This is a genomic window from Arthrobacter sp. ISL-65 (genome assembly GCF_018613795.1).
GTDB lineage: Bacteria > Actinomycetota > Actinomycetes > Actinomycetales > Micrococcaceae > Arthrobacter.
Genome location: NZ_JAGGPN010000007.1, coordinates 10355 through 35849, shown reverse-complemented (window position 1 = coordinate 35849; position 25495 = coordinate 10355). Strand labels below are relative to the sequence as shown.

General features: G+C 64.4%; 27 protein-coding genes. 15 read left to right on the top strand and 12 right to left on the bottom strand.

All coding sequences use genetic code 11. The features are described 5' to 3' along the window. Window positions 1-76 precede the first annotated feature (76 nt). The 5 genes from J7I85_RS02905 to J7I85_RS02885 all read left to right on the top strand — a co-directional run bounded on the left by J7I85_RS02905 (window position 77) and on the right by J7I85_RS02885 (window position 5290). Complete coding sequence (locus tag J7I85_RS02905; protein WP_214846366.1) at window positions 77-565, top strand: hypothetical protein; 489 nt, start codon at window positions 77-79, stop codon at window positions 563-565. Beyond that, window positions 562-1851, top strand: coding sequence for an ArsB/NhaD family transporter (locus J7I85_RS02900; protein WP_214846364.1), 1290 nt, complete (start codon window positions 562-564; stop codon window positions 1849-1851). The genes J7I85_RS02905 and J7I85_RS02900 overlap by 4 nt, the downstream gene beginning before the upstream one ends. Before the next feature lie 65 nt (window positions 1852-1916). Then, window positions 1917-2612, top strand: coding sequence for a maleylpyruvate isomerase family mycothiol-dependent enzyme (locus J7I85_RS02895; protein ID WP_214846356.1), 696 nt, complete (start codon window positions 1917-1919; stop codon window positions 2610-2612). A 224-nt stretch (window positions 2613-2836) separates the two neighbouring features. Continuing rightward, window positions 2837-4321 (top strand): cation:dicarboxylate symporter family transporter, encoded by a 1485-nt coding sequence (locus tag J7I85_RS02890; protein ID WP_251023864.1) that lies wholly within the window; start codon window positions 2837-2839, stop codon window positions 4319-4321. A gap of 537 nt (window positions 4322-4858) precedes the next feature. Beyond that, the gene (locus J7I85_RS02885) at window positions 4859-5290 is read left to right on the top strand and encodes a hypothetical protein (RefSeq protein WP_214846354.1); all 432 of its coding nucleotides are present in this window, start codon (window positions 4859-4861) and stop codon (window positions 5288-5290) included. 102 nt (window positions 5291-5392) lie between these two features. Here J7I85_RS02885 and J7I85_RS02880 read toward each other — a convergent pair whose 3' ends face one another. Next, window positions 5393-5851 (bottom strand): hypothetical protein, encoded by a 459-nt coding sequence (locus J7I85_RS02880; RefSeq protein WP_214846352.1) that lies wholly within the window; start codon window positions 5849-5851, stop codon window positions 5393-5395. 156 nt (window positions 5852-6007) lie between these two features. Between J7I85_RS02880 and J7I85_RS02875 the strand changes: the two genes are divergently transcribed. Then, complete coding sequence (locus tag J7I85_RS02875) at window positions 6008-6559, top strand: dihydrofolate reductase family protein (protein WP_214846344.1); 552 nt, start codon at window positions 6008-6010, stop codon at window positions 6557-6559. Window positions 6560-6736: 177 nt separating this feature from the next. On the opposite strand, the gene J7I85_RS02870 is transcribed toward J7I85_RS02875, so the two are convergent. Then, window positions 6737-7366, bottom strand: a complete 630-nt coding sequence (locus tag J7I85_RS02870) for a cysteine hydrolase family protein (protein ID WP_214846342.1) — start codon at window positions 7364-7366, stop codon at window positions 6737-6739. Window positions 7367-7420: 54 nt separating this feature from the next. Further along, the gene (locus tag J7I85_RS02865) at window positions 7421-8515 is read right to left on the bottom strand and encodes an LLM class flavin-dependent oxidoreductase (RefSeq protein WP_214846340.1); all 1095 of its coding nucleotides are present in this window, start codon (window positions 8513-8515) and stop codon (window positions 7421-7423) included. Between the two features lie 89 nt (window positions 8516-8604). On the opposite strand from J7I85_RS02865, the gene J7I85_RS02860 reads away from it, so the two are divergent. The 4 genes from J7I85_RS02860 (at window position 8605) to J7I85_RS02845 (ending at window position 13342) form a co-directional block, all read left to right on the top strand. Continuing rightward, window positions 8605-9192 carry an ABATE domain-containing protein gene (locus J7I85_RS02860; RefSeq protein WP_251023863.1) on the top strand — a complete coding sequence of 196 codons (588 nt, stop codon included), beginning with the start codon at window positions 8605-8607 and terminating at the stop codon, window positions 9190-9192. Between the two features lie 480 nt (window positions 9193-9672). Then, a complete protein-coding gene (locus tag J7I85_RS02855) occupies window positions 9673-11034 on the top strand; it encodes an MFS transporter (protein ID WP_214846335.1) in 1362 nt (453 codons plus the stop codon). A 35-nt stretch (window positions 11035-11069) separates the two neighbouring features. After that, the gene (locus J7I85_RS02850; protein ID WP_214846333.1) at window positions 11070-12326 is read left to right on the top strand and encodes an aminopeptidase P family protein; all 1257 of its coding nucleotides are present in this window, start codon (window positions 11070-11072) and stop codon (window positions 12324-12326) included. A gap of 173 nt (window positions 12327-12499) precedes the next feature. Beyond that, window positions 12500-13342: an IclR family transcriptional regulator gene (locus J7I85_RS02845; protein ID WP_214846331.1), complete on the top strand. Its 843-nt coding sequence runs from the start codon at window positions 12500-12502 to the stop codon at window positions 13340-13342. A 69-nt stretch (window positions 13343-13411) separates the two neighbouring features. On the opposite strand, the gene J7I85_RS02840 is transcribed toward J7I85_RS02845, so the two are convergent. Beyond that, window positions 13412-13714 (bottom strand): helix-turn-helix domain-containing protein, encoded by a 303-nt coding sequence (locus tag J7I85_RS02840; RefSeq protein ID WP_214846329.1) that lies wholly within the window; start codon window positions 13712-13714, stop codon window positions 13412-13414. A gap of 65 nt (window positions 13715-13779) precedes the next feature. On the opposite strand from J7I85_RS02840, the gene map reads away from it, so the two are divergent. Then, window positions 13780-14556 (top strand): type I methionyl aminopeptidase, encoded by a 777-nt coding sequence (map, locus tag J7I85_RS02835; protein ID WP_214846327.1) that lies wholly within the window; start codon window positions 13780-13782, stop codon window positions 14554-14556. Window positions 14557-14603: 47 nt separating this feature from the next. On the opposite strand, the gene J7I85_RS02830 is transcribed toward map, so the two are convergent. The 8 genes from J7I85_RS02830 to J7I85_RS02800 form a co-directional block, all read right to left on the bottom strand. Continuing rightward, a complete protein-coding gene (locus J7I85_RS02830; protein WP_214846325.1) occupies window positions 14604-15092 on the bottom strand; it encodes a nucleoside deaminase in 489 nt (162 codons plus the stop codon). A gap of 194 nt (window positions 15093-15286) precedes the next feature. Beyond that, window positions 15287-16624: a M23 family metallopeptidase gene (locus J7I85_RS02825; RefSeq protein ID WP_214846323.1), complete on the bottom strand. Its 1338-nt coding sequence runs from the start codon at window positions 16622-16624 to the stop codon at window positions 15287-15289. Between the two features lie 734 nt (window positions 16625-17358). Next, window positions 17359-17934, bottom strand: a complete 576-nt coding sequence (locus tag J7I85_RS02820; protein ID WP_214846321.1) for a GNAT family N-acetyltransferase — start codon at window positions 17932-17934, stop codon at window positions 17359-17361. A gap of 35 nt (window positions 17935-17969) precedes the next feature. Continuing rightward, window positions 17970-18731: an ABC transporter permease gene (locus J7I85_RS24830; protein ID WP_308159374.1), complete on the bottom strand. Its 762-nt coding sequence runs from the start codon at window positions 18729-18731 to the stop codon at window positions 17970-17972. Between the two features lie 8 nt (window positions 18732-18739). Beyond that, complete coding sequence (locus tag J7I85_RS24825) at window positions 18740-19192, bottom strand: hypothetical protein (RefSeq protein ID WP_251023862.1); 453 nt, start codon at window positions 19190-19192, stop codon at window positions 18740-18742. 4 nt (window positions 19193-19196) lie between these two features. Continuing rightward, window positions 19197-20075, bottom strand: coding sequence for an ABC transporter ATP-binding protein (locus J7I85_RS02810; RefSeq protein ID WP_251023861.1), 879 nt, complete (start codon window positions 20073-20075; stop codon window positions 19197-19199). A 100-nt stretch (window positions 20076-20175) separates the two neighbouring features. Continuing rightward, window positions 20176-20778 (bottom strand): hypothetical protein, encoded by a 603-nt coding sequence (locus J7I85_RS02805; protein WP_214846311.1) that lies wholly within the window; start codon window positions 20776-20778, stop codon window positions 20176-20178. A gap of 3 nt (window positions 20779-20781) precedes the next feature. Then, complete coding sequence (locus tag J7I85_RS02800; protein ID WP_214846309.1) at window positions 20782-20982, bottom strand: hypothetical protein; 201 nt, start codon at window positions 20980-20982, stop codon at window positions 20782-20784. 115 nt (window positions 20983-21097) lie between these two features. Between J7I85_RS02800 and mpaB the strand changes: the two genes are divergently transcribed. From mpaB to mpaC, 4 genes are read left to right on the top strand one after another with little or no spacing between them, the layout of a single operon-like run. Then, window positions 21098-22165 carry a daptide biosynthesis RiPP recognition protein gene (gene mpaB / locus J7I85_RS02795; RefSeq protein WP_308159373.1) on the top strand — a complete coding sequence of 356 codons (1068 nt, stop codon included), beginning with the start codon at window positions 21098-21100 and terminating at the stop codon, window positions 22163-22165. After that, a complete protein-coding gene (gene mpaM / locus J7I85_RS02790; protein ID WP_214846302.1) occupies window positions 22165-22986 on the top strand; it encodes a daptide-type RiPP biosynthesis methyltransferase in 822 nt (273 codons plus the stop codon). Before mpaB ends, mpaM begins: the two co-directional genes overlap by 1 nt. Continuing rightward, on the top strand, window positions 22949-24238 hold the full coding sequence (mpaD, locus tag J7I85_RS02785; RefSeq protein ID WP_308159372.1) for a daptide-type RiPP biosynthesis aminotransferase: 1290 nt from the start codon (window positions 22949-22951) through the stop codon (window positions 24236-24238). Before mpaM ends, mpaD begins: the two co-directional genes overlap by 38 nt. After that, window positions 24235-25458: a daptide-type RiPP biosynthesis dehydogenase gene (gene mpaC, locus J7I85_RS02780; RefSeq protein WP_214846301.1), complete on the top strand. Its 1224-nt coding sequence runs from the start codon at window positions 24235-24237 to the stop codon at window positions 25456-25458. The genes mpaD and mpaC overlap by 4 nt, the downstream gene beginning before the upstream one ends. Window positions 25459-25495: the final 37 nt, after the last annotated feature.

The following is a 25495-nucleotide window of genomic DNA, read 5'->3' as shown; positions in this document are numbered from 1 at the left end:
GGAAGGCTGGCCGTCCGGGGTCGCCGGTGGTTGGATGAAGTCAACGTACAGTCTTCCCCGGCAGTGAGGAGTGGGCGTGCGCGCAGCCGACCTTCAAGTTCCTTTACCCGTGGTGCGCCGTGAAACCACGGCGGTGGAAGCTGGCCGCTTGATCGCGGACAGCGGTTTGGTGGGCCTCGTTGTTGCCAACAGGCTGGGAGTTCCCACCGCCATAGTCTCGGCCGTGGACGTGCTGCGCCTCATGGTGCCCGGCTACCTTCTCGATGACGTGTCGCTGGCAGCGGTGTTCGATGAGGCCGGGGCCGGGGAGCTGTGGGAACACCTGGCCGACCGGACCGTCGGGGATCTCCTCGACGACCAGGGTGTTGCCGTCCGCAAGATCCTGACCATCGACGCTGACGCGACCCTGGTTGAGATGGCGGCGCGGATGGTGGACGCCCGCACACAGATTGCCCTGGTCCGGGACTCACCCCGGGATGCGCCGACGTTTGTCACGCTTCCTTCAGTCATCAATGCCGTCCTCGCCAGCGCCGGCGGCCCTGAACCCGGGAGCGGGCCACAGTGACCGCCCAGGTGATTCTTGCCCTGGGTGTCTTTTTCGCGGCCTATGTCCTGATCGCCACGGAAAAGGTTCCACGGATGACGACGTCGCTTGGCGGCGCAGCTGCAATGGTTTTGATTGGTGCCACGAATGACGCCGGAATGTTTTTTTCGCCCGAGTCCGGCATTGACTGGAACGTCATCTTCCTGCTGCTGGCCATGATGATTATCGTCGGCATCCTGCGGCAGACCGGCCTCTTCGAGTTCCTCGCGATCTGGGCTGCCAAAAGGGCCCGCGGGCAGCCGTTCCGGATCATGGTGATCCTGGTGGTCATCACCGCTGTGCTCTCGTCACTTCTGGACAACGTCACCACGGTGCTGCTCACGGCTCCGGTCACTCTTCTGGTGTGTGAACGCCTGGCAGCCCCGCCTGTGCCGTTTCTGATTGCAGAGGTGATGGCCAGCAACATTGGCGGCACGGCGACGCTGATTGGTGATCCGCCAAACATCATCATCGCCAGCCGCGGGGACCTGAGCTTCAACGACTTCATCAGTAATCTTGCGCCGATAGCAGCGGTGCTTCTGGTCGTCTTCATCGGGTTGTGCCGCTGGATGTTCCGATCAGCCTTCCAGTTTCATCCGGAGCGTGCAGCTCGCGTGATGGCCCTGAACGAGAAGGAGGCACTGGGCGAAAAGGCGCTACTGATCAAGTCACTCATCGTGGTGGGCCTGGTGCTGACCGGCTTCATCGCCCGGCCGCTGCTGGGCCTGGCACCATCCGTCGTCGCGATGCTCGGCGCAGGGCTGCTCGTGCTGCTCGCCCGGCTGGAGCCTCGCAAGGTCTTCGGGGACGTCGAGTGGGAGACGCTGCTGTTCTTCGCAGGCCTGTTCATCATGGTCGGTTCCCTGGTTAACCTCGGAGTCATCGACGCCGTCGGGGAGGCCGCGGCTTCGCTGATCGGGGACAGGCACGACCTCGCCGCGGTCGGGATGCTCACCGGGTCGGCCGTGGTGTCCGGTGTCATCGACAACATCCCCTACGTCGCCACGCTCGCCCCTATCACACACGACCTGGTGCAGGCGGGCGGCGCCGCCGCCAAGCCCCTCTGGTGGGCACTGGCTCTCGGGGCGGACCTTGGCGGCAACGCGACCGCCGTGGGAGCCAGCGCGAACGTCGTCGTCATCGGGATAGCCAAGCGCTACGACCACCCGATTTCCTTTTGGACCTTCACCAAGTATGGGCTGGTGGTCACTGTCGTCACCGTAGGGCTCTGCGTGCCGTACCTGCTCCTCCGGTACTACACGTTTTAATGGACCGTTGGCGGCGCAGGTGAACATCAAAGCTCGCCTAGTGGTGGTCTGGATATGCTCGACCCATGTTGCCCGAACGCTACCTTGCCGAACTCTCCCATAACCTCGAATCCCTCCAAACGCTGGCGCGCCAGCCGGAAAGCCTGCTGGGCCGTTCGGTTCCGGCCTGTCCGGGATGGACTCTCGATGCGCTTTTCGGCCATCTCGGCTCGATAGAACGATGGGCTGCCGCGGTGGTTCGTGCCGGCAAGTACGTCCAGGAGCCGGCCCCGCCAACGGAGCGGGCAGCAAGCTGGTTCCTCGAAGGGGTGCCTGGCTTCCTAGCCACGATGACTTCCCTGGACCCCGCGGCGCTCTGCTGGAACTTCGGCCCTCCCCCGCATGCGGCCGGATTCTGGTTACGCCGGCAGGCCCACGAACACGCGATCCACCTCGTCGATGCCCATCAGGCATCCGGCTTGGCGGATCCGGAGTTTGCCGAAGACTTCCTGCTCGACGGCGTCGACGAGGCCCTGGCAATGTTCGCCCCGCGGCAGCTCCGGCTGAAGCGGATGACCGACCCAGGGCAGGCCGTGACCTTCCAGGTTCCCGACGGACCCGCTTGGACCTTCGGCAGCGGGGAGATCTCGGCGTCGGTCACGGCAGGACCAAAGGAAATGTACCTGGGCCTCTGGGGACGCTCCAGCCTGTCGGACACCGCCATATTCGGCGGCGACGTCGGCCTTGCGTTACGTGTCATCCGTGGTCCGCTTACGCCATAAAGGAACCATTTCCGGTAAAGGGTGAGTGAGCGCTCCGAAAAAGCGGTCAGAGGTGAGGGAGCGTTTGCACGTGCAGGGCCAGGCCTGTGGATCGCAACGAGAAATGGTCAACTTTAATCTTTCCGCATTACGGATTTATCTTTCCGGAAACATGGGTTTCCTAGCGTGGGATGTGATCTTGCGGCATTCAGTGTGCCGTTGTCCTTCAACGAACAGGCACAGGCATGAACATCACCGCGCCCACCGCAGCACCCCCTGCGAAGAAGAAGCCGCTTTTTAAGTCCCTCTTCTTCCAGATTCTGGTGGCAGTCGTGGCCGGCATCCTGATCGGCCACATCTGGCCGGACATCGGCGCAGGCCTCCGGCCGCTTGGGGACGGCTTCATCCAGCTCATCAAAATGATCATCGCCCCGTTGATCTTCCTGGTGATCGTCACCGGCATCGCGGCAGTCAGCGACGTAAAGGCGGTAGGCCGGGTAGGCGTCAAGGCTCTGGCCTACTTCACGGCCGCCACCCTTTTCGCCCTCGTTTTCGGCCTTGCGGTGGGGAACCTGGTCCAGCCCGGTGCCGGCCTAAACATCGATCCGGCGTCGCTCTCCCAGGACGCCCTCAACGCCAAAACCGCCACAGCCCCGCCCAAGGACGCGGGCGCCTTCCTTCTGGGCATCATTCCCACCAGCGTGATCGGCGCCTTTGCCAGCAACAGCCTCCTGCAGGTGCTGTGCTTCTCCGTGTTCTTCGGCGCCGCGATCGTCGTCGTCGGCCGTGAACGCTGCCTCCCCGTGATCACCCTGATGGAAACGGTGCTGGAACTGTTCTTCAAGATCATGAGCTGGGTCATGCGGGTAGCGCCGGTGGGCGCGTTCGGGGCTATGGCCTTCATCATCGGCCAGTATGGCCTCGGCTCCCTGAGTACCTATGCACTGCTGATCGCCGCCTGCTACGGCGCCGCGATCATATTCATCGGCCTGCTGTTCGTGGTGGCCTGGGTGTACCCGCGGGTGCCGCTGTGGCAGTTCTTGAAGTACACCCGCGAGGAATTTCTTCTCGCTCTGGGGACCGCGTCCACCGAATCCGTGTTGCCCCGCATCATGACCAAGCTGACGAATGCCGGCTGCTCCCGGGCCACCACCGGTTTGGTGGTCCCCACCGGTTACTCCTTCAATCTGGACGGCGCGGCCCTGTATCTGTCCATCTCGCTGCTGTTCCTGGCGCAGGCCTTCGGCTACAACCTGGATCTTGGCCAGCAGCTCGCCGCCCTGGGTGTCCTCATGCTGACCTCCAAGGGCATGGCCGGCGTGCCCGGGTCCGCATTCCTGGCGCTCTCCGCCACGGCCGGTGCCCTGGGGATCTTTCCGGTAGCCGGCGTCGCGCTGCTCCTCGGCGCCGACCGGCTCATGGACTCCATGCGGGTGGTGGTGAACCTGCTGGGCAACTGTGTCGCCACGTTCGTGGTGGCCAGGTGGGAGGGCCAGTTCGACCGCGCCGCCATGCTGCGCGCCTTTGCCGGAGAGATGATGACGGCGGATGCTGGGCCGGAGTCAATTGGCGCCGGAGTGCCGGGTAGGCCAGCGGCGGGGACCGACGCCGGAGAGATGATGACGGCGGATGCTGGGCCGGAGTCAATTGGCGCCGGAGTGCCGGGTAGGCCAGCGGCGGGGACCGACGTCGAACTTTCGTCTGCTGCCGCTACGGCAGCCGTGCGATAGCGGCATGCTCCCTGTCGTGCCAGTGCAATTTCGTCCCCAGTCATCGCTGCGATTCATAGGCCGGGCGCCTGCTCCCCCGGCTTGCCGGCCAGAAGTGGAAGGGAGCGTGTCAGATCCGCCCTAGGTGATCTTGCGCCGGTAGGCGGCCATGGCGAAGACGTCGCCAGGGTGACAGCGCAAGGATTCCGACGACGCCGAGCCACTCCAGCGGCCGCAAGGCCCCCAAAGTAAGGAAGCGTTGGGAGTTCGACGACGGAACCTGAGGAAGCGTTTGGATAACGACGGCGAGAGCTGAGGGAGCGTCTGCCACGGGGAAGGGCCCGGCTGCGCTAGCGCGGCCGGGCCCTTCCCGTGTTGAACTGCGGAGTTGGTACGTCGTTTCGGGCGGCCCCCGGCCGGACCCGGTTGGGCGCCAAGAAAGACCTTCTCGCTGGCGGAGGACGCCATTTCCGAATTCGAAACCATAGTTCGAAAAGTTCTCTAAATCAGAACCGCCGTGTAGCGTCAAGGCACCACCAAGCCTGAGGGGGCAGCGCTATGAATCGTTACTCAGTTCCGCTGATTGCGGCCGTACTGGGCGGGTTGCTGCTCACCGGTTGCTCGGCCCCGTCAGAACTCAAGGCACTCGACCGCCCGGCGACGGCGGAAGACCGGCTCCCGGAAGGAGTCGAGGTCAGCGATGTCGGGAATCCGGAAAATGTCCGCCTGCTCGCGGTTGATGCCGGGGTCAAGTACTTCGCCGTAACTAAGCAAGAATCCCATGCGGCATGCCTGATTGTTGTTCCGACCGCCACTCCCCCGATGTGGGGATCGAGCTGCTCGAGCCCGGTGACCGACGGCGAGATCGTCAAGGTCGATGTCCGCGGCGCCGGGTCCACCATGCTCGTCACCGACGGCTACGACACGAACCAGCTGCAATCAGAGGGCTGGAAAAAGGTCCACGACAACCTGCTCGTCGCCCGCGGCTAGCCCGGCCAGGACGCTTCCTCACATCCTGCCGCCTCCAACCCGACGCTCCCTCACATCCTGCCGCTTTCCTCGGGACGGGTCCCGTGGGATTCAGGATGAGCGCTATGGATTGATGGTGGCTCTCACTACCGAGAAGAGCCTGCTGTAGTTCGGGCACACGCTCAATTTCTCATCAGCTGGAACACGTGCGCCGTCCAGGGCCACCTTTGCCCCTTCGGCCAGGAATGAACCATCCGGCAAGGCAAGTGATTCGCCGCTGAAGACAGTGCCGTCGGGGAAGACCAGTGTTGTTGTTTCTCCATCGCGAGTGTGCACCACGATGCATCCCGCCCCGTCCGCAGCGAGGCTGCCGATGAGCTGGCCGCTTTCCTCGGGAGCGGACGAGACTCCGGCGTGCACCACGGCCTTCTTACCTCCGGCACTTTGCACCACCGCCGTCGGCATTTCCGGCTGAACTGACGGCTCGGCGGACGCGGCTGCGGGTTCCTCCTGCGGCGCCGAACATCCAGCAAGCAAAAGCGCGATCGCCGCGGCAAGACCGAAGGCAGCCCGGTGCACCATCGTTGCCCCCTAAGATTCGACGCCGATCCCTGGCCCCCAAGCATAGGATACGGGCAACGGCCGCTCGTCAGCCGCCGCCGGTTAAGCGCGAAAAACCTTCCCCCGGCGGCCGTCGCCGAATACCGTAATGCCTGACGACCCTATTTGGAGGCACCGATGCGCAAACTGACAGCCGGACTGTTCCACTCCGTGGATGGCGTAGTGCAGGACCCGTTCAAGTTCCAGTTCGACAGCTTCGATGAGGACCTTGGCAAGGGACTGACCAAGATGATCAACACGGTGGACACAGTCGTCCTCGGGCGGGTCAGCTATGAGGAATGGGCGGGCTACTGGCCGAACGCTTCCCGGGACGAGGACTTCGCCGCCTTCATCAACCCGGTGGAAAAGTTCGTCGTATCGCGCACCCTGTCGGAGCCGCTGGAATGGGAAAACTCGCACCTGATCGAGGCACCGCTGGAGGAGTTCGTATCAGATCTTAAAAAGCGCGACGGCGGCGAGATCGCTGTATGCGGCAGCATTTCAGTCACGCGACAATTGCTCTTCGCCGGCCTCCTCGATGAGTTGACCCTCATGACCCATCCCGTACTGGCCGGCAGCGGGCGGCGGCTGTTCGAGGACGGCGACCCGCTGACCAGGCTGGAACTCAAGGATCAGTACAGGACCAGCAAAGGCAACGTCGTCAGTACCTACAGCGTGCGCAACGACTGAACAGTCAACGCTTCCTCTGTCAGAAGGGCGGCGGGAGCTTTGCGGTCCTGCCGCCCGATCAACGTTTGCGCCAGATTGGACCGGGCGAGTGCGAGGAGTCCGGACAGCTGCCCGTTCCAGGAGCGGCGGGCGGTAGATCTCCGAGGCACGGCTGCGTCGGGGACGCTCCCGGGTGTTCTATCGGGCGCTGCGACCTTGTTCTGCGGAGGTGACGAGGTCGCTCTTGGGCGCCGGCGCGCCCGCATGCAGTGCCGTCGCCCAGGTCTCGGTGTCGGTGACGGCGGCCCAGTTTGAGTGCAGCAGCGCCATGAGAATCTCGTGGATCTGGCGTGCGGGCGCGGTGCCAGCGTCGTTGGTGAGGTCGATTGCTCCGGTCGCGTCTGAGAGGACTTCGACGGCGAAGCCGAGGGGCTCGGCGGCCGCGGCGGAGGCGATCACGCAGTTGTTCGTCATGTAGCCAGCGAGCGTGATCGTGTCGATGTCCTGTTCACGCAACCAGGCTTCGAGGTCGGTGTCGGCGAAGATGCTGGAGAACTGTTTGCTGATGCGCTTGGCAGCTACATTCTCGTGGGCGGCTACTTCGGGGTGGTTCTGCCAGGTGACTGACCCGGATGCGAACACTGGGGCTTCTGCCGGGAGTTCGTGCTGGACGAGCACGATCGAGGTTCCGGTCTGTTTTGCGGTGTCGATCGCGGCCCGGATGCGGGCGATGGATTCATCCCGGGCCGGGTACTGGATCGGGAGCAGCCCGTCGAAGTATTCCTGTTGGGCGTCAATGACGATCAGGGCTCGGCGTGGTGCGGTCATGGGGGTTCTCCTTCAAGAGGTGTGTTGTGAACGTGTGGAAAGTTGGTGCGTGCGCTACAGCGCGGCGGGCAGTAACGGGGTTCGCAGGTATGGGAGCTCGTAATGATCGGCGATCAGGGCGATCCCTCGTTGGTCAAGGGTTGCCGAGTGGCCGCCGACGACGAGCATCACCTCGTCAACTCCGGTGCGCTCCTGCAGGGCTTCGAGACGGTCGGCGACAGTAGCGGCGGTGCCGTGGAAACTGCGGCTGGTGTAGGCGTCGAGGATTTGCCGTTCATGCGTGGTGGCCGGGTAGGCCTCGACCTCGTCCGGGGGCAGGAGCAGGTAGCCCTCGTTTTTGAACATGCGCAGCATCGCCATCGCCGACGTCGCCGCCTGCCTTTTGGCCTCAGCCGGGTCGTCGCTGATCGCTACGGGCACGCTGACGAGGGTGTGGGGCTCGGTGAGCACGTCGGAGGGCTGGAAGCTCTCACGGTAGAGACGCATGGCCGTGTCGATGTCAGCGTCACCGAACTGCAACGCGAACGCATACGGCCGGCCGAGCTGCCCGGCCAGTTGTGCTGAGTACGGAGAGGAGCCCAGCACCCATACCTCCGGGCCGGTCGATGGTGCAGGCACCCGGTTTTCCCTTGCCTGCCATGGTCCGGGCACCGCGTGGACGTGCCGGTACGGGTGTCCGGGAGGAAACTTGTCACCTAGGAACCCAAGCAACTCGAGCACCTGCTGTGGAAATCCGTCGTTGGCATCCGCGCCCCGACGCAGCGCCCCAGCAGTCGCGCCATCAGTGCCAGGGGCTCGGCCCAGCCCGAGATCGATCCGGCCCGGGGCCAGAGCCTCAAGCATCCCGAACTGCTCGGCGATCAGCAATGGTGCGTGGTTGGGCAGCATTACCCCTCCGGCGCCAAGGCGGATGTTCGTGGTCTCCGCGATGAGGCGGGCGACCATCAACGGTGGTGAAGACACCGACGTCGCCCCCATCGCATGATGCTCAGACATCCAGAACCGGTGATACCCCCACCGGTCCGCTGTCCGCGCCAGCGAGATCGTACCCGCGAGCCCGTCCTCAGCGGTCGTCCCGACACCGGTGCCGCCCGCGGAGAGCACGGACAGCGCGAACGGGGCCGTGCCGGATGGTCGTCCGAACTGCATACAAACTCCTCATGGAAACATGTGCTTTTTAACGTGATTGGAGCGTAACAGATGTCTCACGTTAAATTGAAACTGATACCATGAGGAGCATGTCGGACACACTGCTAGCTGCCGCCCCAGGTGCGGAGGAGCACCCCTCCCTCGCGCTAGTCAACAGCGCGAGCGAGCTGCCCGCCGGCAAACGCTACGACGAATTGAGCAGCCCCGAGGCTGCGGCGGCATGGCTACTGGCACGCGATCTCATCGCACCGGAGTCCGTGCTGCAAGAGCACTGCCGGGGCCGGCTCGCAGCGCTCCGCGCAGATCTGCGCGATCTCTTAACCGCGCACACCACCGGAGACCTCCCCACGAAAGAGGCAGTGCATGCTGTTAACCGTGCGCTGACCTGCGCCCCCGGCGCGCTGCTGTTACGGTTCGACCCGACGGCGGGCTTCACCCGTAGCGCCGACCATCCCATGACACAGGTCGTCGAGCACGTCATGGCTGTGATCGCCGAAGATGCCGCCTCCCTCCTAAGCGGCGACCAAGCAACACTGCTAGCGTCCTGCGAAGCGGACTCGTGCCAGCGATTCTTCCTCCGCACCCACGCGCGGCGGCAATGGTGCTCAACCCGGTGCGGCGACCGAGTCCGCGCCGCACGAGCCTACGCACGCAAACGTGAGATACACAGCGTGTGAATCCACATCCACGCTGCGGTAGGCATCTTGCGGAGTAGCTTTTGTACGCTGATGCTGCTTCCCCGCCGCGCCGCTGCATGTGAGGCAACGCGGCCTGGGCCAGGAACAGGGGCGCCCGCACGTTGACGGCGATTATCAGGTCCCGTTCCTCGGGCTGAATTTCCGAAACGCTGCGCTGGAACATGATGTCGGCGTTGCTGACCAAAATGCCCGGCAGCCCGGGCAACCGCTGCGGCTACCTCGGGGACGGCGCCCAAGTCCGCCGGCATGCCTAACAGACAAGATTCTTTGCGCGTGTCACAACTCCGTTGCATGTAAGGCAACGCACCCCCGACTGGCCACGACACCCCAAATGCAGGGGCGGCGGCGCATGGAACAAGAACAAAACCAAACGACCCATTGACGGTGAGCTGAGTCACGCCTAGTCTGGTGCAACACTGTTGCAACAGAAGCAACCCCAAAGTTCTCATTGGTGGACACATGGAACACCCGATAACCCAATCGGCCGGAGCAGCAAAGTCGCTGAGCTCCCAGCCCGCAAAAGAAGCACCCCACACCGGCGACGAGGTCAGCAAGGACACCCGACGCCGGGTCATCACCGCGAGCTTCATCGGCAACTTCGTCGAATGGTTCGACTACGCCGTCTACGGCTACCTGGCCGGCATCATCTCCACGGTCTTCTTTCCTGAAGCAGACCGTCAAACAGCACTCCTGGCAACCTTCGGCGTCTTCGCCATCTCCTTCTTCGTCCGCCCCCTGGGCGGCTTCTTCTGGGGCCACATCGGCGACCGGCTGGGACGGCGGAAAGCACTGTCGCTTTCGATCGTCATCATGTCCGTGGCCACGTTCTGCATTGCCCTGATCCCCGGCTACGGCACCATCGGCCTTCTGGCGCCGGTCCTGCTCCTGCTGGTCCGCGTCGTCCAGGGGTTTTCCGCCTCCGGCGAGTACGCCGGCGCCTCCGCCTTCCTGGTGGAGTACGCACCGGCACATCGCCGCGGACTCTATGCCGCCGTCGTACCCGCAAGCACCGCGGCGGGACTGTTGCTGGGCAGCCTCCTGGCTGCACTGCTCACGAGCGTACTGAGCGAAAGCCAGCTGCACGACTGGGGATGGCGTCTGCCGTTCCTGCTCGCGGCGCCCATGGGCCTGATCGGCCGGTACATCCGCACCAAGCTCGAGGACACCCCCGCCTTCCGCGCCCTCGCGCAGGAGGACCACGGCACCAAAAAACCCGCCTGGGACATGTTCCGGAACCACAGGAGGCAGCTCATCATCGCCACCGGCGCGGTGCTGCTGAACGCCGTCGGCTTCTACGTGATCCTCAGCTACATGCCCACCTACCTCTCCGAGGAACTGGGCTTCGGAGCCGGGGAATCGTTCCTGGCCACCACCATCGCGCTGGCCAGCTACATCGGCTTCATCTTCCTCACGGGCATCGCCTCGGACAGGTTCGGCCGCAAGAGGATGCTGATCACCGCGTCCGTGCTGTTCATCCTGCTGACGGTGCCGGCGTTCATGCTCCTGGACACGGGCAACTTCCTGGTGATCGTGCTGGTCCAGATCCTCCTGGGCGGCATGCTCACCCTCAATGACGGCACACTCCCCAGCTTCCTGGCCGAACTCTTCCCCACGAAGATCCGCTACAGCGGCTTCGCCGTCAGCTTCAACCTCTCCAACGCCCTGTTCGGCGGCACCGCCCCGTTCATGGCCACGCTCCTCATCGGCCTCACGCACAACAAGCTGGCCCCCGGCTGGTACCTCGTGGCCGCCTCACTGGTTTCCCTCATCGCAGTCCTGTTCGCCGTGGAGACTTCCAAGAAGCCCCTGCAGCAGCACTGACAACACCCACCCGAGAAAGAAAAGGAAAAACCCGCATGACCATCACCGAGAACGAAGCTGTCAACGACGTCGCCAAGCTCGAGCGCCTCAAGGTCCTCAACAACGGCGAGAAGGTCTCGCTGACCTTCTCCGACGCCGAATTCGAGCGCCGCCTGGCCGGCCTGCGCAGCATCATGGCCGATAAGGACCTGGACGCCGTCGTCCTGACCAGCTACCACTCGATCAAGTACTACTCCGACTTCCTGTTCACCTACTTCGGCCGCTCCTACGCCATGGTGGTCACCAAGGAGGACACCGTCACCGTTACCGCAAATATCGACGCCGGGATGCCCTGGCGCCGCAGCTACGGCGAGAACCTGGTGTACACGGACTGGCGCCGGGACAACTACATCCACGCCATCCAGGAGATCCTGCGCACCCGCGGCATCAGCGTCCGCCGGCTCGGCGTCGAGGACGACTCCCTGCCGCTGGACAACCGCAACAAGATCCAGGCCGCGTTCGAATCCGCCACCCTGGTGGACGTGGCCCAGGCCGCGATGCGCCAGCGCATGATCAAGTCCGCCGAGGAAATCGAGGTCATCAAGCACGGTGCCCGGATCGGCGACCTCGGCGGCGAGGCCATCCGCAACGCCATCACCGCAGGCATCACCGAGTACGAGGTGGCGCTGATCGGCACCGAGGCCATGGTGCACGAGATCGCCCGCACGTTCCCCAACTCGGAGATCCGCGACACCTGGGTCTGGTTCCAGTCCGGCATCAACACCGACGGCGCGCACAACTGGGCCACCACCCGGAAGATCCAGGAACACGACATCCTGTCCCTGAACTGCTTCCCCATGACCTCCGGCTACTACACGGCCCTGGAGCGGACGCTGTTCTACGGCGAACCGGATGCCCGTTCGCTCGAGCTGTGGAACATCAACGTGGAGGTCCACCGCCGCGGCCTGGAACTCATCAAGCCCGGCGCCGTCTGCAAGGACATCGCCGCCGAGCTCAACGAGATCTACGTGTCGCACGGCCTGCTCGCCAACCGCACCTTCGGCTACGGCCACTCCTTCGGCATCCTCAGCCACTACTACGGCCGCGAAGCCGGACTCGAACTGCGCGAGGACATCGACACCGTGCTCGAACCCGGCATGGTGGTCTCCATGGAACCGATGATCACCGTCCTGGACGGCCAGCCCGGCGCCGGCGGCTACCGCGAGCACGACATCCTGGTGGTGGGCGAGGACGGCGCCGAGAACATCACCAAGTTCCCGTTCGGCCCTGAGCACAACATCATCAGCGCCTAACACCCGGGTAACTGGGGCATGCCCTCCCCTGCCGTCCGTTGTCAGCAAGGCTTTTGTTTTAGCAGCCTTGGGCTAAGTACGACGACGACGGGCGGCCGGGAGGGCGTGCCCGCCCCCGCTTCCGCGTGGCAATAAGACCGGAAGCACGACAGCGAAGAAATATAGTGAACACCATGACTCCCCCGGCAACACCCGCGAACCCCGCCCCCGACGCAGGCAAAGACGCAGGCAACGGCGACGCCCGCGGCGCCTCGGTGATCGTCAACGCCATCGCCGTGCTGCGCAGCTTCACCGCGGACGAGCCCATGCTGGGCGTCACCGAGATCGCCAGCCGCGTGGGCCTGCACAAGAGCACTGTGTCGCGGATTCTCGCCACGTTCGAGCAGGAGCACCTGGTGGAGCGGGACCCGGACACGCGGCGCTTCCGGCTAGGGCTGGGCCTGATTGCCGTAGCTGGTCCCCTGCTGGCCGAACTCGAGGAACGCCGCGTGGCCTACCCCGTGCTCCGCGAGCTCACTGAACGAACCGGCGAAACCAGCGCGCTGATGGTGTGGAACGGCACCGAGTCCATGTGCGTGGAGCAGATCGCCAGCCGCCAGCAGGTCAAGCACACCACCCCGCTGGGCGCCCGTTACAACGACGCACTCAGCGCCTCGGTCCAGATCTTCCTCGCCGCCGAACAGCCCGAGCGAGTGAACGCCCTGCTCCGCAGCGGCACCATCACCCTGCCCGGCCTCGACGACCACTCCGTCGAGGCGTACCTGCAGCGGCTCAAGGAAGTGAGCAGGCGCGGCTGGGCCATCAACTACGGCGAGACGTCCATCGAGGAAGTCGGCATCGCGGCACCCGTGTACGACCACCGCGGTGACATCGCAGCTGCGGTGCTGGTCCCCGCGCCCCGGTTCCGGGTCTCCCCCGATACGCTGCAAAGCCTCGGCGAAGCCTGCGCCGCGGCGGCCCGGCAGGTCACCCAGCGCCTGGGCGGCGTGGCCCCGAAGCAACGCCGCAGCGCGTAGGCGGCCCCGCCCCCCAAGGCGGAGCCAGCACCTTGCCGAGTGCTGCAGCGCAGCTGCGGGATTGTGGGCCTACGAGGCCAAACGCTCACGTGCTTTGTGTCCAGAGCCGGCCGGTTCAACACCGCGTTCGGGCTGGTTGATTTCGGCCCAGACCGCGTCGAGTGAGAGGCCCAGGACATCTGCGATCGCAGCGATGGTCGGGAAAGCTGGGGTCGCTACGCGGCCAGACTCGATCTTGCGGAGGGTCTCCGGCGAGACACGTGCATCCAGCGCGGTCTCGAGCATCGAGCGGCTTCCCCTGGCGCGGCGCAACAGGGCACCGAGGCGCTCTCCGCGCTCGACCTCTGCTGATGTAAGCGGCAACCTGACCATGGCTCCAATTCTAATACCGGGATAATATGGCCGGTATAGTTATTGGTAGATGAGAAGGGCGCCGCATGATCGAGATCCTGAACCCCGCCGAACTGGCCCGAGCAAAAGAGTCCGGCGCCTTGGTCGCTGACATCCTGCACACGCTGAAGAGCCGCAGCGCAGTGGGCACGAACCTCCTGGAAATCGACCGCTGGACCCAGAGCATGATCCGCGAGGCCGGAGCGGAGTCCTGCTACGTCGACTACGCACCGTCCTTCGGACGCGGGCCGTTTGGCCACTACATCTGCACAGGTGTCAACGACGCCGTCCTCCACGGGCTGCCACGCGACTACACGCTTGCCGACGGGGACCTGCTGACTCTCGACCTCGCCGTCTCCAAAGACGGAGTCGCTGCAGACGCCGCCATCAGCTTCATCGTGGGCAATTCAAAGCCCGCGGAAAGCGTCGCGATGATCGACGCGACCGAACGGGCATTGAGCGCAGGGATAGCAGCTGCCGGACCCGGGGCCCGCATCGGCGACATATCCCATGCCATCGGCTCGGTCCTCAGCGAGGCGGGGTACCCGATCAACACTGAGTTCGGCGGTCATGGCATCGGATCAACAATGCACCAGGACCCGCACGTTCCAAACACCGGACGGCCCGGCCGCGGGTACAAACTGCGCCCGGGCCTGATGCTCGCACTGGAGCCGTGGGTCATGGCGGACACGGCCCAACTCGTCACGGACGCCGACGGGTGGACGCTCCGGAGTGCCACAGGCTGCCGGACGGCTCACAGCGAACACACGATCGCCATCACTGACGACGGAGCCGAAATCCTCACCTTGCCGACGCACCAGTAGACACTTTGAAGGAGCGCAGGCCTCGGGCCCCTTCATATTGTCTGGTCCTACTCGACCATGTCCTCGGCGATGTCCTCTGCCCACAGGTCCGGGTTGTTGTCCTGAAAGGTGCGCATCATGTCCACGCAGCGCTGATCATTCAAGACCACCACCTCAACGCCACGTGATCGCAGAAGCTCGAATTCGCCGTCGAACGTGCGCTCTTCACCCACAACCACGCGGGGAATCTTGAACTGAATAATGGTTCCGGTGCACATAGCACACGGGGCGAGGGTGGTGTAGAGCGTGGTGTCCCGGTAGCTTTTCTGCCGGCCGGCTGTGCGAAGTGCGGACATTTCGCCGTGCGCGATCGGATCGCCGTTTTGGACTCGTTCGTTGTGTCCGCTCGCGATGACCACGCCGTCACGGGCAAGGGCTGCTCCGATGGGGATGCCGCCTTCGCGGAGGCTTTTTTGGGCGGCTTGGTAGGCGGCTTCGAAGGCGGTGTCTGCGGCTCTGTGTGGTTGCGTTGCCGTTTGGTGCTGTTCGAGGGTCATGCGGTCATTTTCGCAGGCGCAAGACCGGCTCTGAGCGTCCGACCCACTGATAGCTCGGCTTCAGCAGCTCAACAGTCATGGCGCGGTCTTGCCACCCGCTACGACAAACTCGCACTCACCAGCCGTGGCGGAGCCGTTCCACAAGCCATCGTCATCTGGCTAACAGCTCCAGGAGACAGCTCTGGGAGCCCTTTCTACGGTGCTTCTGTCTCAGTGGCAGCCGGCACAGCATCCGGTACAGCCGCTGGTGCCGGAGTCGTGGCCGCGGGAGCCGGCACAACAACCGGAGCCGGTGCTGGCGCTGGGGTAACCGCGGGTGCCGGCGCCTCAACCGGAGCCGGAGCAGCCACGGGAACCGGTACGACAGCCGGAGCCGGCGTAACCACGGGAACCGGCACAACAACCGGAGCCGGAGCCGGCGTAACCACAGGAGCCGGAGTTGGCGTTGCCGGCTTGGGCGCGACAACCGGTGCCGGAGCCGGAGCTGCCGGCTCAGGCTTGGGGGCGGCCACCTTTGGTGCCGGAACCGGCTTCGCCGGCTGGGGCTTGGACGCGACAACCTTCGGTGCCGGAACCGGCTTCGCCGGCTTGGGCTTGGGCTTGGGCTTGGGCTTGGCCACCTTCGGCGCCGGAGCCGGAGTCACCGGCTTGGGCGAGGCCACCCGCTGGGCAGGAACCGCGGCCCGCCAGGACGAAGGCTGCGCTACGGAAACAGGTGCGGCGGCAGCTGAGGAGGACCTCGCCGCTGAAACGACAACGGCAGGCGATTCATGCTCATCGTTCACCGCGGCATGGCGAGCGCTGGCCTCCACCGGAACAGCCCAGGAGGGGGTCTCCGTAGCGGTGCTGGGCTTCCGGTAGTCGGTCATCTTGATGTTGGCAATGGGCCCCGAGTGACGCAGCCGCAGCAGAGTCCAATTGTCGGGGTCGGTGTGTTTGCCGTTCAGAATGGTTTCGAAGTGGAGGTGGCATCCGGTTGATGACCCGGTGGTCCCGACCCTGGCGATGAGTTGCCCCACCTGGACCGACTGGCCCTTCTTCACACCGATGCCCTCAAGGTGGTTGTAGGTGGTGATCAGGCCGTTGCCGTGATCGATTTCCACTCTGTTGCCGCCGCCCCACGGATGCCATCCCACAGCCCGCACCACGCCGGCATCCGCTGCATACACGCGGGTTCCGCATGCCGCGGAGAAGTCCTGGCCCCAGTGAAACTCACCAGCCGAGCCGGTGATGGGACTTGTCCGCAGCCCAAAGTGGGAGGTGGGGGTAAGAACCTCCAACGGCGCCATCAGGGTTCCTGCCGCGGGCCGTCGCACCGTGCGTGAAGCGGCATGGAGTTTTTGGCTCACTGGCTTTGCCGCGGTAAAGACCACGGTACGGGTGTAGGACACGAACGCATCCGCAGAGGCCGAGACGGCACCGGTGGTTGAAACGAAGGTGCCTGAAAGGGAGCCCTCCGCAGCCGAAGCAACGGCAGCCGAGGCCACGGCGGCTGATCCGGGGAGCACGTTGCCGGAGATGTCACCACGCATGTCGGCGGGCACCTGCCCGGACGATAGACCGGACGAAAGAACTGGGCCAGTGCCCTGGAATCCAAAAGCATAGACCGCCAGGAACGCCGCGCCCGCGCCTATCCGAACGGCACGGCTCAGAACGGGACGGCCCAGAACGGCGTGACGTAGGTCCTGAGGCGTGCGCCGGACAGCGGCAGGTGCCAGATGCTTTGACATTAGATCTCCCCATAAAAGGCCGCCGGATGCTGGTGGATGGCGGCATGCTCCTAACATGGGAGCATGCCGGGCAGGCCAGCGAAACCGATTCGCCTGCTTATGTGGATAAGCTCAGAAAATCTTGAGCGGGCCTTTCCTGAACTGCGCAAATCTTCAGCTGACGTTGAGCAATCCGGTGCGGCCGCGGCTCTAACCCGCAGGAACGGCCCGGGCCCGGGCTACAGTTGTGCTGGCGGGCAGATTCCACAGCGTCAAATACCGAGAAAATCCGGGGTATGTGTGTGAACGAGTACGAGGCTTCACTGATCATCAGGTCCGGAGCGGAGCAGCTGCGGGCGGCTTCGTCTGATCCCCGCTCGGAGGAAGGCTACGAGGCCGTCAAGGCAAATATCGCGGAGGCTTTGGAAGGCATAGCGGAAGCCCTTTCGAACTTTGAGGCTAGTTCGGGAGCACCCAGCCGTTCAATCGGTTGGGTTCAGGACCTTCACCGGGTGGCGGACGACATAGTGCAAAGGTAGTCGGCCGGCGCCTGCGGATCACCGGCCAAAGACGCCGGCCGGGTTGAGCTCCCATTCGCTCCGGGAGATCGCGTACTCGACGCCGTGTTCATCGCCCGGGATGGACACGGGCCAGTCAGCGACAAAGGAACGCACGAGGCGCATCCCGGATTTCTCCATCACCCGTCGCGAGGCTGTGTTCACTGCCATGGCGTTAGCAACCACCCGCTGCACGCCGAACTCGGTAAACCCCTTGGCGATCAGCGCCCGGGACCCCTCGGTGGCGTACCCCTTCCCCCAGGCCTCGCAGCGCAGCCGGTAGCCCAGTTCGGGCTGGTCGGGCGGATCGCCGGGGGCGGGCCGGTAGTGGAACCAGCCGAGGAAATCTCCGGTTGATTTCTCGACGGCGGCCCAGAAGCCGTAGCCGGGGAATTTCCGGTAGTAGCCCAGGAACGCCGGCAGCACCTCGTCTTCAACCTCTTCCCGGGGCGTCGGGGCGCCGCCCGTGATGTACCGCATCACGCGCGGATCGCCGTCGAGCTCCAGGAGCAGGTCCGCGTCGGTGGGAGTGAACTGCCTCAGCATCAGCCGCTCGGTCTCCAGGAATATGAGCATGCGGACATTCTCGCACCGGGACGGCAACAAACCCGCTACTTGGCCGTCAGTTCCTTCCGGCGGAATGTCCCGGCGATGGAAAGCTTGCGGCCGTATTCGATGGAGCCGTAGCGGAACAGGTGCACGGCCAGGCGCAGGATGAGGATCCCCACGATGAACACCTCGGCGATCACGATGGCCGATTCGACGGCGCCCAGGGTTCCGAAGCCGTTGCGGAGCAGCGCCGTGACGGGGGCGGTGAGCGGGAAGTACGTGAAGACCTGCACGATCAGGGCTGTGGGGTCGCTGATGATGAGGCTGACGGCGTAGAAGGGCACGAAGATCAGGGCCATCAGCGGACCGAAGATGGTGCCGGCTTCCTTGGCCGTCGGCATGATCGCACCGATCGCCACGAGCACGCCGGTGAACAGGGTGAACCCGCCCAGCAGCAGCAGCGCCCCGGTGATCATCGGCACGGGCTCGAACACCAGGGAGGACAGGTCGAGGTCGGGCAGGGCCACTGAGTCGCGGAAGAGGAAGTAGCCGACGGCGATCGGGGCGAGGAACACTGCTACCTGAAGGAGCCCGACGGCGAACAGGGAGATGATCTTGCCGGTCACCAGGGTCGTCGGGTTCAGGGTGGTCAGGATCATCTCCGTGACCCGGTTTTCCTTCTCCTCCAAGGTGCTGTTGAGCATCTGGTTGGAAAGCAAAATCATGCTGACGTAGAAAATGACCAGGAACAGCAGCGGCGGAATCACTGAGCCGATCCCTCCGGAGGCCCGTCCGTCCCGGTACGTTTCGGCGTCGAACGTCACCTCCCCGCTCAGGGCCGCGGTGATTTCCGGCGCATTGACCCGGGACTGGGCAGCAGTGACCAGCAGGTGTTTGGCAACATGCCCCTGTCCGCGCCATAGACCTTGACCGGCTCGGTGGCGGGACTTGCCGGGTAGGCGAAGTACGCCTCGCTGCTGCCGTTCTTCACCGACTCGAGCGCCGCGCCGGGGTCGGACGTCAGGCTCCCGCCGGCCGCTTGGGCCAGCGGCGCGGGGATAAGGCCGGAGGCGTCGGTGTACGTGAAGGTCAGCGCCGAGTTCTTCTGGGCGTCGGCGTTTGCCGAGGTACTGGAGTTGCTGGCGTAAATGAGAGCGAAGATGATCGCGAAGACCACCGGGATGGCCAGGGTGGCGATTACGAACCCGCGCTTCTTGATGGTCCGCATGAATTCGAACCCGACGACGGTGCCGAGGTTGTGCTGTTTGAATGCTGTGCGTGCCATCGTCCTAGACCTCCGCCATTTCGTGCTGTTCCCCGTACACCTGGATGAAGATCTCCTCCAGCGACGCCCGTGCCGTGGCGAAGCTGCGCACTGCGACGCCGGCTCCGATCAGTTCCCGCAGCACTGCTGTTTCGTCGGCCCCGGAGGCCGGGGCCAACTCGGCGAGCCCATCGCCGTCGCGCACCACGTCGTACAGGTCCGAGGCGGGCAGGATGCCCTCGTAGCCCAGCCGGTAGACGGTGCCGCCGAACTGGTCCTGGACTTCGGCGACGGTCCCGTATGCCCGGGCCGTGCCGTCCTTGAGGAGGATCACCCGGTCACAGAGCCGTTCCACTTCCTCCATCTGGTGCGTGACCATGATGACCGTGGCACCGGCGAGCTTCTGCTCCTCGATGATGTCCATCAGCAGCCGTCGGTTTACCGGGTCGAAACCCTTCGTGGGCTCGTCCAGGATGAGCAGGTCGGGCTCGTTCATGATGGTGACGCCGAGCTGGACCTTCTGCTGCTGGCCGCCGGAGAGCTTATCCAGCCGGCCGGCGGCCTTGTCCGCGAGGCCCACCCGCTCCAGGTAGGTATGCGACCAGGCGCGGGCACTGTGTTTACTCAGGCCCTTGAGCCGGCCGAAGTAGACCATCACGTCCAGGACGGCTTCCTTCTTGTACAGTCCCCGTTCCTCCGGCAGGTACCCCAGCCGTGCCCCGTCCCGCGGTTCGAAGACCTTCCCGCCGATGTGCAGTGTCCCGGCTGTGGGCTGGTAGATGCCCAGCAGCGCCCGCAGCGTGGTGGTCTTCCCGGATCCGTTGCTGCCCAGGAACCCGAAGGTTTCACCGGCCCGGACGTCAAAGGACAGGTCTTTGACGACAGTCGTGTCCCCGAAATCCATGCGAAAGTTTTGAATGTGCACAAGCGGCTCTACCGCGTCCCCCAACGTCATGAGCTCAGCCTAGCGGAACCGACTCAGGCGTCTCGGTTCCGGGCACCTGCTATCGGCCGGAAGCGGCGTCACCTCTGATGAGCCGGAGGACGTCCGACGGCGGGTCCCCCTCCAGGCGGGGGGCGTGCAGCGGACGGCTGAAATAGGCCCAGGGAAAGGATTGCTCCCCGATCCGTTGCCAGCCCTGCGCTTCCAAGTCATGAATGGCCTTGGGGTTTGCAATGATCCGGGTATGTTCCCATTGCTCGGCTGACAACTCGATGCGGTGAAACCGGACACCGAACCCCACGGAATGCCATCCGAATTGCCCAATCTCCCGGAGCACAGTCATTTCGTTGAAGGCATTGACCGGGTAGAGCCGCTTTACCGCCGCGACGTCATCCTCAGACGGTTGCTGCCGGTGCCCGAACCTCTGCTGGGCTGCCTGCTTGGATACCCCCAGGATGCGGCCGATTGCTTCCCAGCTGTGGCCGGCGCGGCGGGCCGAGTCGACTGCGGACTGAAGGATGCTCCGCGTCTCTTCATGCGCCCGGGCAGCCACTTCCAGGATCTCCGGGTACACATCCTCGCCACCGTCCAGCCGCTTGGAGAGCTCCGGGTTCGCATTCGCTACCGCCTCGGCGATGGCAGCCGACAAGGAGACCGGATCCACGGCCTAGTTGTCTGCCTTGCGAATCCCCACAATGGCAGCCGACACGAGCAAAGCGCCGCACACGAGCGCGATGACGGCGACAACCAGAACCAGGGCATTCACGTCCTCACTGGCCGTAAGAGCGAAATAGCCCGCGACCATGCCAAGCAGGGCGAGCAGTGAACCGCCGTAGGCGGCGAAACCGTTTTTCTGTCGAGTAGTCATGCCACCCATTAGAGTCATAATCGCCATCATTCGTCAAGATCTTATTGACGCCCCCCCATCGTTCGTTTCGGCGTCATGAGCGATTAAGCAAAACGTTAGCCTAACGACTGGATTTATGCAGGAAGGCCGTGTTAGCTTCATGCCTGTGAATGGGGACACGCGGTCGATAGCCGCCAATTTGATGTCATGGGCTCGCGGCGTGGATGCGCCAAATGGAGCGTGCAAAGTCGTGGTGATTGAGGATGCGTCATTGCTTCCAGACGTGGGAAGGCATGAGTTCCTAACGCCAGCGACGACGGTCTTCGTGCCGGGCGCCGCACAGGCTCGGGGTTCCGGCCAGCCACTGGCTGTGAGCAACGGCGGGCAGGTGTTTTCCTATGTCGGTGAGTTCCGGGATCCCGACGCCGATATTCAAGTAGGTGAGGACTTCTACGTCCAGCAACAGTCCTACGCGGTTTCCGAGTTTGTTCCCGTCGGCGGCCCCACGATCCTGCGGGCATGCAGTGATATGGACGTGGCTGCGTTCTACCGGGATGCAGACACGGCCCGTTCGGCGGGAAAGTTTCCTGCCGCGCTGCTCCACCCGCAGTCCCTCCTCGGAGACATGCCGTCCTTGGGCTTCCTTCCCGGCTCGGCCGAGGTGAGCCACATCTATGTCGCCGGCTCGGGGGAAGTGTTCACCTCACCCTCGGGGATCCCCTTGGGAACTCTGGGCGACTCCGACCGAGGCTGGTCCCGAAGCTGGGTTTCGGGAATAACCGAGGTCGGGCTGCGGCCGGAAGTCGCCGATCGCCCGTGGATCAGCCACTACATGCTGGCGGCGGATGCCCTCCGGCATGCCGCTGTCCGAGGGCTCCAGGACATGCGGGTGTCAGGTTTCGGCGGACATCTGGTACCGGCCCTGGACGGGACCGAAGTCCGTGTACCGGGGCAGTCATCGCTGCTCCTTTTCAACAGCAGCGTGGCCCACCTGCATGACGGTGCGACGTCGAAGACCTACAGGCTGGGTTCGGACGCTGCCAAGTTCGTTGACGTCATGCTGGCTATCGGATCCGACGCAGCTGAGGCAGCCCGGATATTGGGCTGCCCGGAGTCGGTGGCTGAAGAATCCATCCGCCAGATCGAGAATTCGTTCAATGCCAAGGGCATCCGGTTCGGTTCCGTCCAAGCCGCGGGCCTCTGATGGCAACGCTTCTGGAAAACATCAACGGCCGGGCAGCCACCGTCCTCAGAGAGCTCACCGACGTTGCTGTCCACGACATCTACGATCCTCTCGGCGCAAGGCTGTATGACGCGGTCGCCCAGCAGGACGGCCACGAACTGCGCGAAATGATTGCCATTGCCCGCCGTACCACCGGGCCGATCCTGGAGTTGGCGTGCGGTGCCGGGCGCTTCACGTTGCCCCTTCTGGCTTTGGGCAGGGAAGTTACGGCGGTTGATCTGTCACCGTCGATGCTGGCCATATTGTCCGACCGGCTGGACGCCGGCTACGTGCATTTGCGGAACAAGCTGACACTGGTTGAAGGCGACATCTGCAACTTCGATCCGGGACTGAAGTTCAGCACGGTCATCTTCGGGTGTGTGACCGTGTCGCTCCTTGACCTCGGTGCCCGCAGCCGGCTGTTCCGGAACATGGCCTCCGTCCTGGCACCGGAAGGCCGGTTCTTCCTCTCCACCACCGCCCCCGAGGGCGACGCCAGCCTCGCCGCCCCCGGAGCCCCCGTCGAGAACGTGCAACTGATCAAGGACTCGGCCGGAATGCCTTATTGCCTTCACGAATACATCGTGCCGGACAGGAGCGTCCGCGAAATCACCCTCATTCCGGAGGACACCAACACCAGCAGCCGGGTGAACGTTTTCACCACCGCGGTCCGGGTCCTGCCTCCGCACCAGCTGGCCACGGAGCTGCAAGCAAACAACCTGGCAGTCCTGGCCACGCATCCCGTGAGAACGCCTGGGTCAGCGCATGAAATCGTCATTCTGGAGGTGGGGCACCGTGCCTAGCGCGCTCTGGCCGTCACTACAGCCTTTGACGGAAACGAACCTGCCTTCAACCGGGGTGGTGTCCGCGTCCGGTCACAGAATCAGGTTCGGGAACGGCGATGAAGTCCTCTGCGCAACCAGCGGCCTTTGGAACGTAAACCTGGATTACGGCAATGAAGCAATCGCGGCCGCCGTTCACACGGCGCTCCTTGACTGCTCCTACTCCACTCTGTTCCGGCAATGGAACACGGCCGCGGAGGAGGCAGCAACTGCCCTGCTGAATGCTGCGGGCCAGGACCGCTTCGCTCGGGTGATTTACTCCACCTCAGGGAGCGCGGCCAATGACCTGGTCATGAAACTGGCCAGACAGACGCAGGACCTCCGGGGGTTTCCCCAAAAACAACTGGTTGTGGCGTTGCGCGGCAGCTATCACGGCCTGACCTACGGCAGTTTCTCGCTCACCGGCGAAGACCTGGGCCAGCGACTCTACGGGGTAGATCAAAAACTTATCCGCCACATCGGCCATGACTCCGTCGAGGAACTTTCCACCTTGATGTCGCTGCAGGGCAACCGTATCGCCGCGGTCGTGGTTGAGCCGGTCCTGGGCACCGGCGCCTACCCGGTGCCGGACGATTTCCTCCAGGCACTGTTCGGCTTCCGGGAGGAGTATGGGTTCCTCGTCGTGGCAGACGAGGTAGCCACCGGTTTTGGCAGGACCGGGCCGATGTTCGCCTCCGAGGCCTGGCCTCAGGGACCAGATGTCCTGATCACGTCAAAGGGCCTCACCAACGGCGCCTGCGCCGCAGCGGCAGTCCTGACGTCACAGGACATAGCCCGGCTTTTCGTGACGTCTGGCAGCGTTTTCACCCACGGTGAGACGCAGGCTGGAACACCGGCCACGGCCGCCGCGATCGTTGCGACCCTGTCCGAGTTCGAACGCCTCGACGCCCTTAACAGCGGCGTGAAGGTATCACGGCAACTCGACACTGCGATCCACGACCTGATGGCCAGCAACCCATCGGTCACGGCCCACCGCGGACGGGGATGTTTCCGGGCGTTGGAGGTGGCAGGACCAGACGGTTCACCAGTCGCCGGCGCCGGCATAGCCTCCCTCCTCGGTAGCATTCGTCGGACCGGTGCCAGCGTGTATCCGGGACCGCGGGGCATCCAGCTGATCCCGTCGCTGACGTACTCCGAGGAGGAAGTCAGAGAGCTCTTCGAATCGATCGCTGCGGGCCTGGCAGAATTCGCTGTCTCGGAGGAACGCCGATGAGTAGCACAGTGCGCACGGTGCCCGCCGGGCCCTGGATGTTCACCTCCATGCCCGACTTCGTCAACTGGGTGAGCGGCTCGGTCCGGGAATGGCCGGACCTTCCTGTCCTGACGGTCATCGACCCGGCAATCCCGTCATCCCCCGGCGGGCAACAACTGTTGCAGCAGCTGCAGGGCGCGGCGGATCTGTTCTGCGTTCCGCCCGCGGCAGACGAAGCCGCCTTGCTGCGTACGGCGGAACGGGCCCCCCGGGCGAAAGTAGTTGTGGGAATAGGGGGCGGCGCCGCGATGGACACGGCCAAGCTGGTGCCAGCCATCTGGCATCCGGGACACAGGATGGCCATAACATCCCGGTCCCGGTCCGGCCATGTCGTCCTTCCGGACGGACCATCACGCGGGAACGCCCTTGGACTGGTACCTACAACCGTGGGCACCGGTTCGGAGTCCTCAATGAGCGCCTGCCTTACCCAGGGCGCACGCAAGCGGCTCATCTCAGGTTCGGGGCTCGGGGCGGACGCCGTGCTCCTGGACTCCGGCCTGACCGCGACACTGCCCGTCGGCATGCTCCTGGCCGGGGCCCTCGAGGCGATTTTCCGGCTTTCTACACCATTCGTCATGACTGCCAAACCGCGGCGCTCCGCCGATTCCCTCGCCCTGGCATCGATCCGCGCCCTAGTCGAGGCCGGCAACGAGGCCCGGACATTTGACCCGGGAAAAGAGACCGCACGCGCCAGCCAGGTGCGCCGGGACATTGCCGAACTCAGTTCTTTCTCTCAAACGGGGTGGAGCAGCCTCGGCCGCCATTCCTATGGAACACTCCCCTGGATCATCGCAACCGAGCTGTCCATGGCCTATGGAATATCAAAGATGGACGCGGTGGCAGCGATACTCCCGGCCTACTGGCAAAGGATCGAATCCGGAGATGCACGGTTCGGCTCCTCGGACCGCCTCAGGGACGTGGGCCAAGCACTGGCCGCCACGGCCGGGGCATCCGCGAGGACCCCGGTTGGAGCCCTCGAACAAGTTCTGTCGCAGTGGGGGCTGACCCAGCCCTTGCCGCTACAGCTCTCTGACATTCATCGCATCGCACAGCAGATTTCGCGCGCCTGGGGAGGTGGCCTTCCAATGCTGCAGGGCCTGGCCTCCGCTGATGTCGCGGCCTTCCTCGCGGAGGCCGCCGGCGCGCACACGATGGGGGGACGTGCAACCGGTGCGGCCTAGAGGACCATTCGAAAGGGGGGAAAAGAATGAACACGGA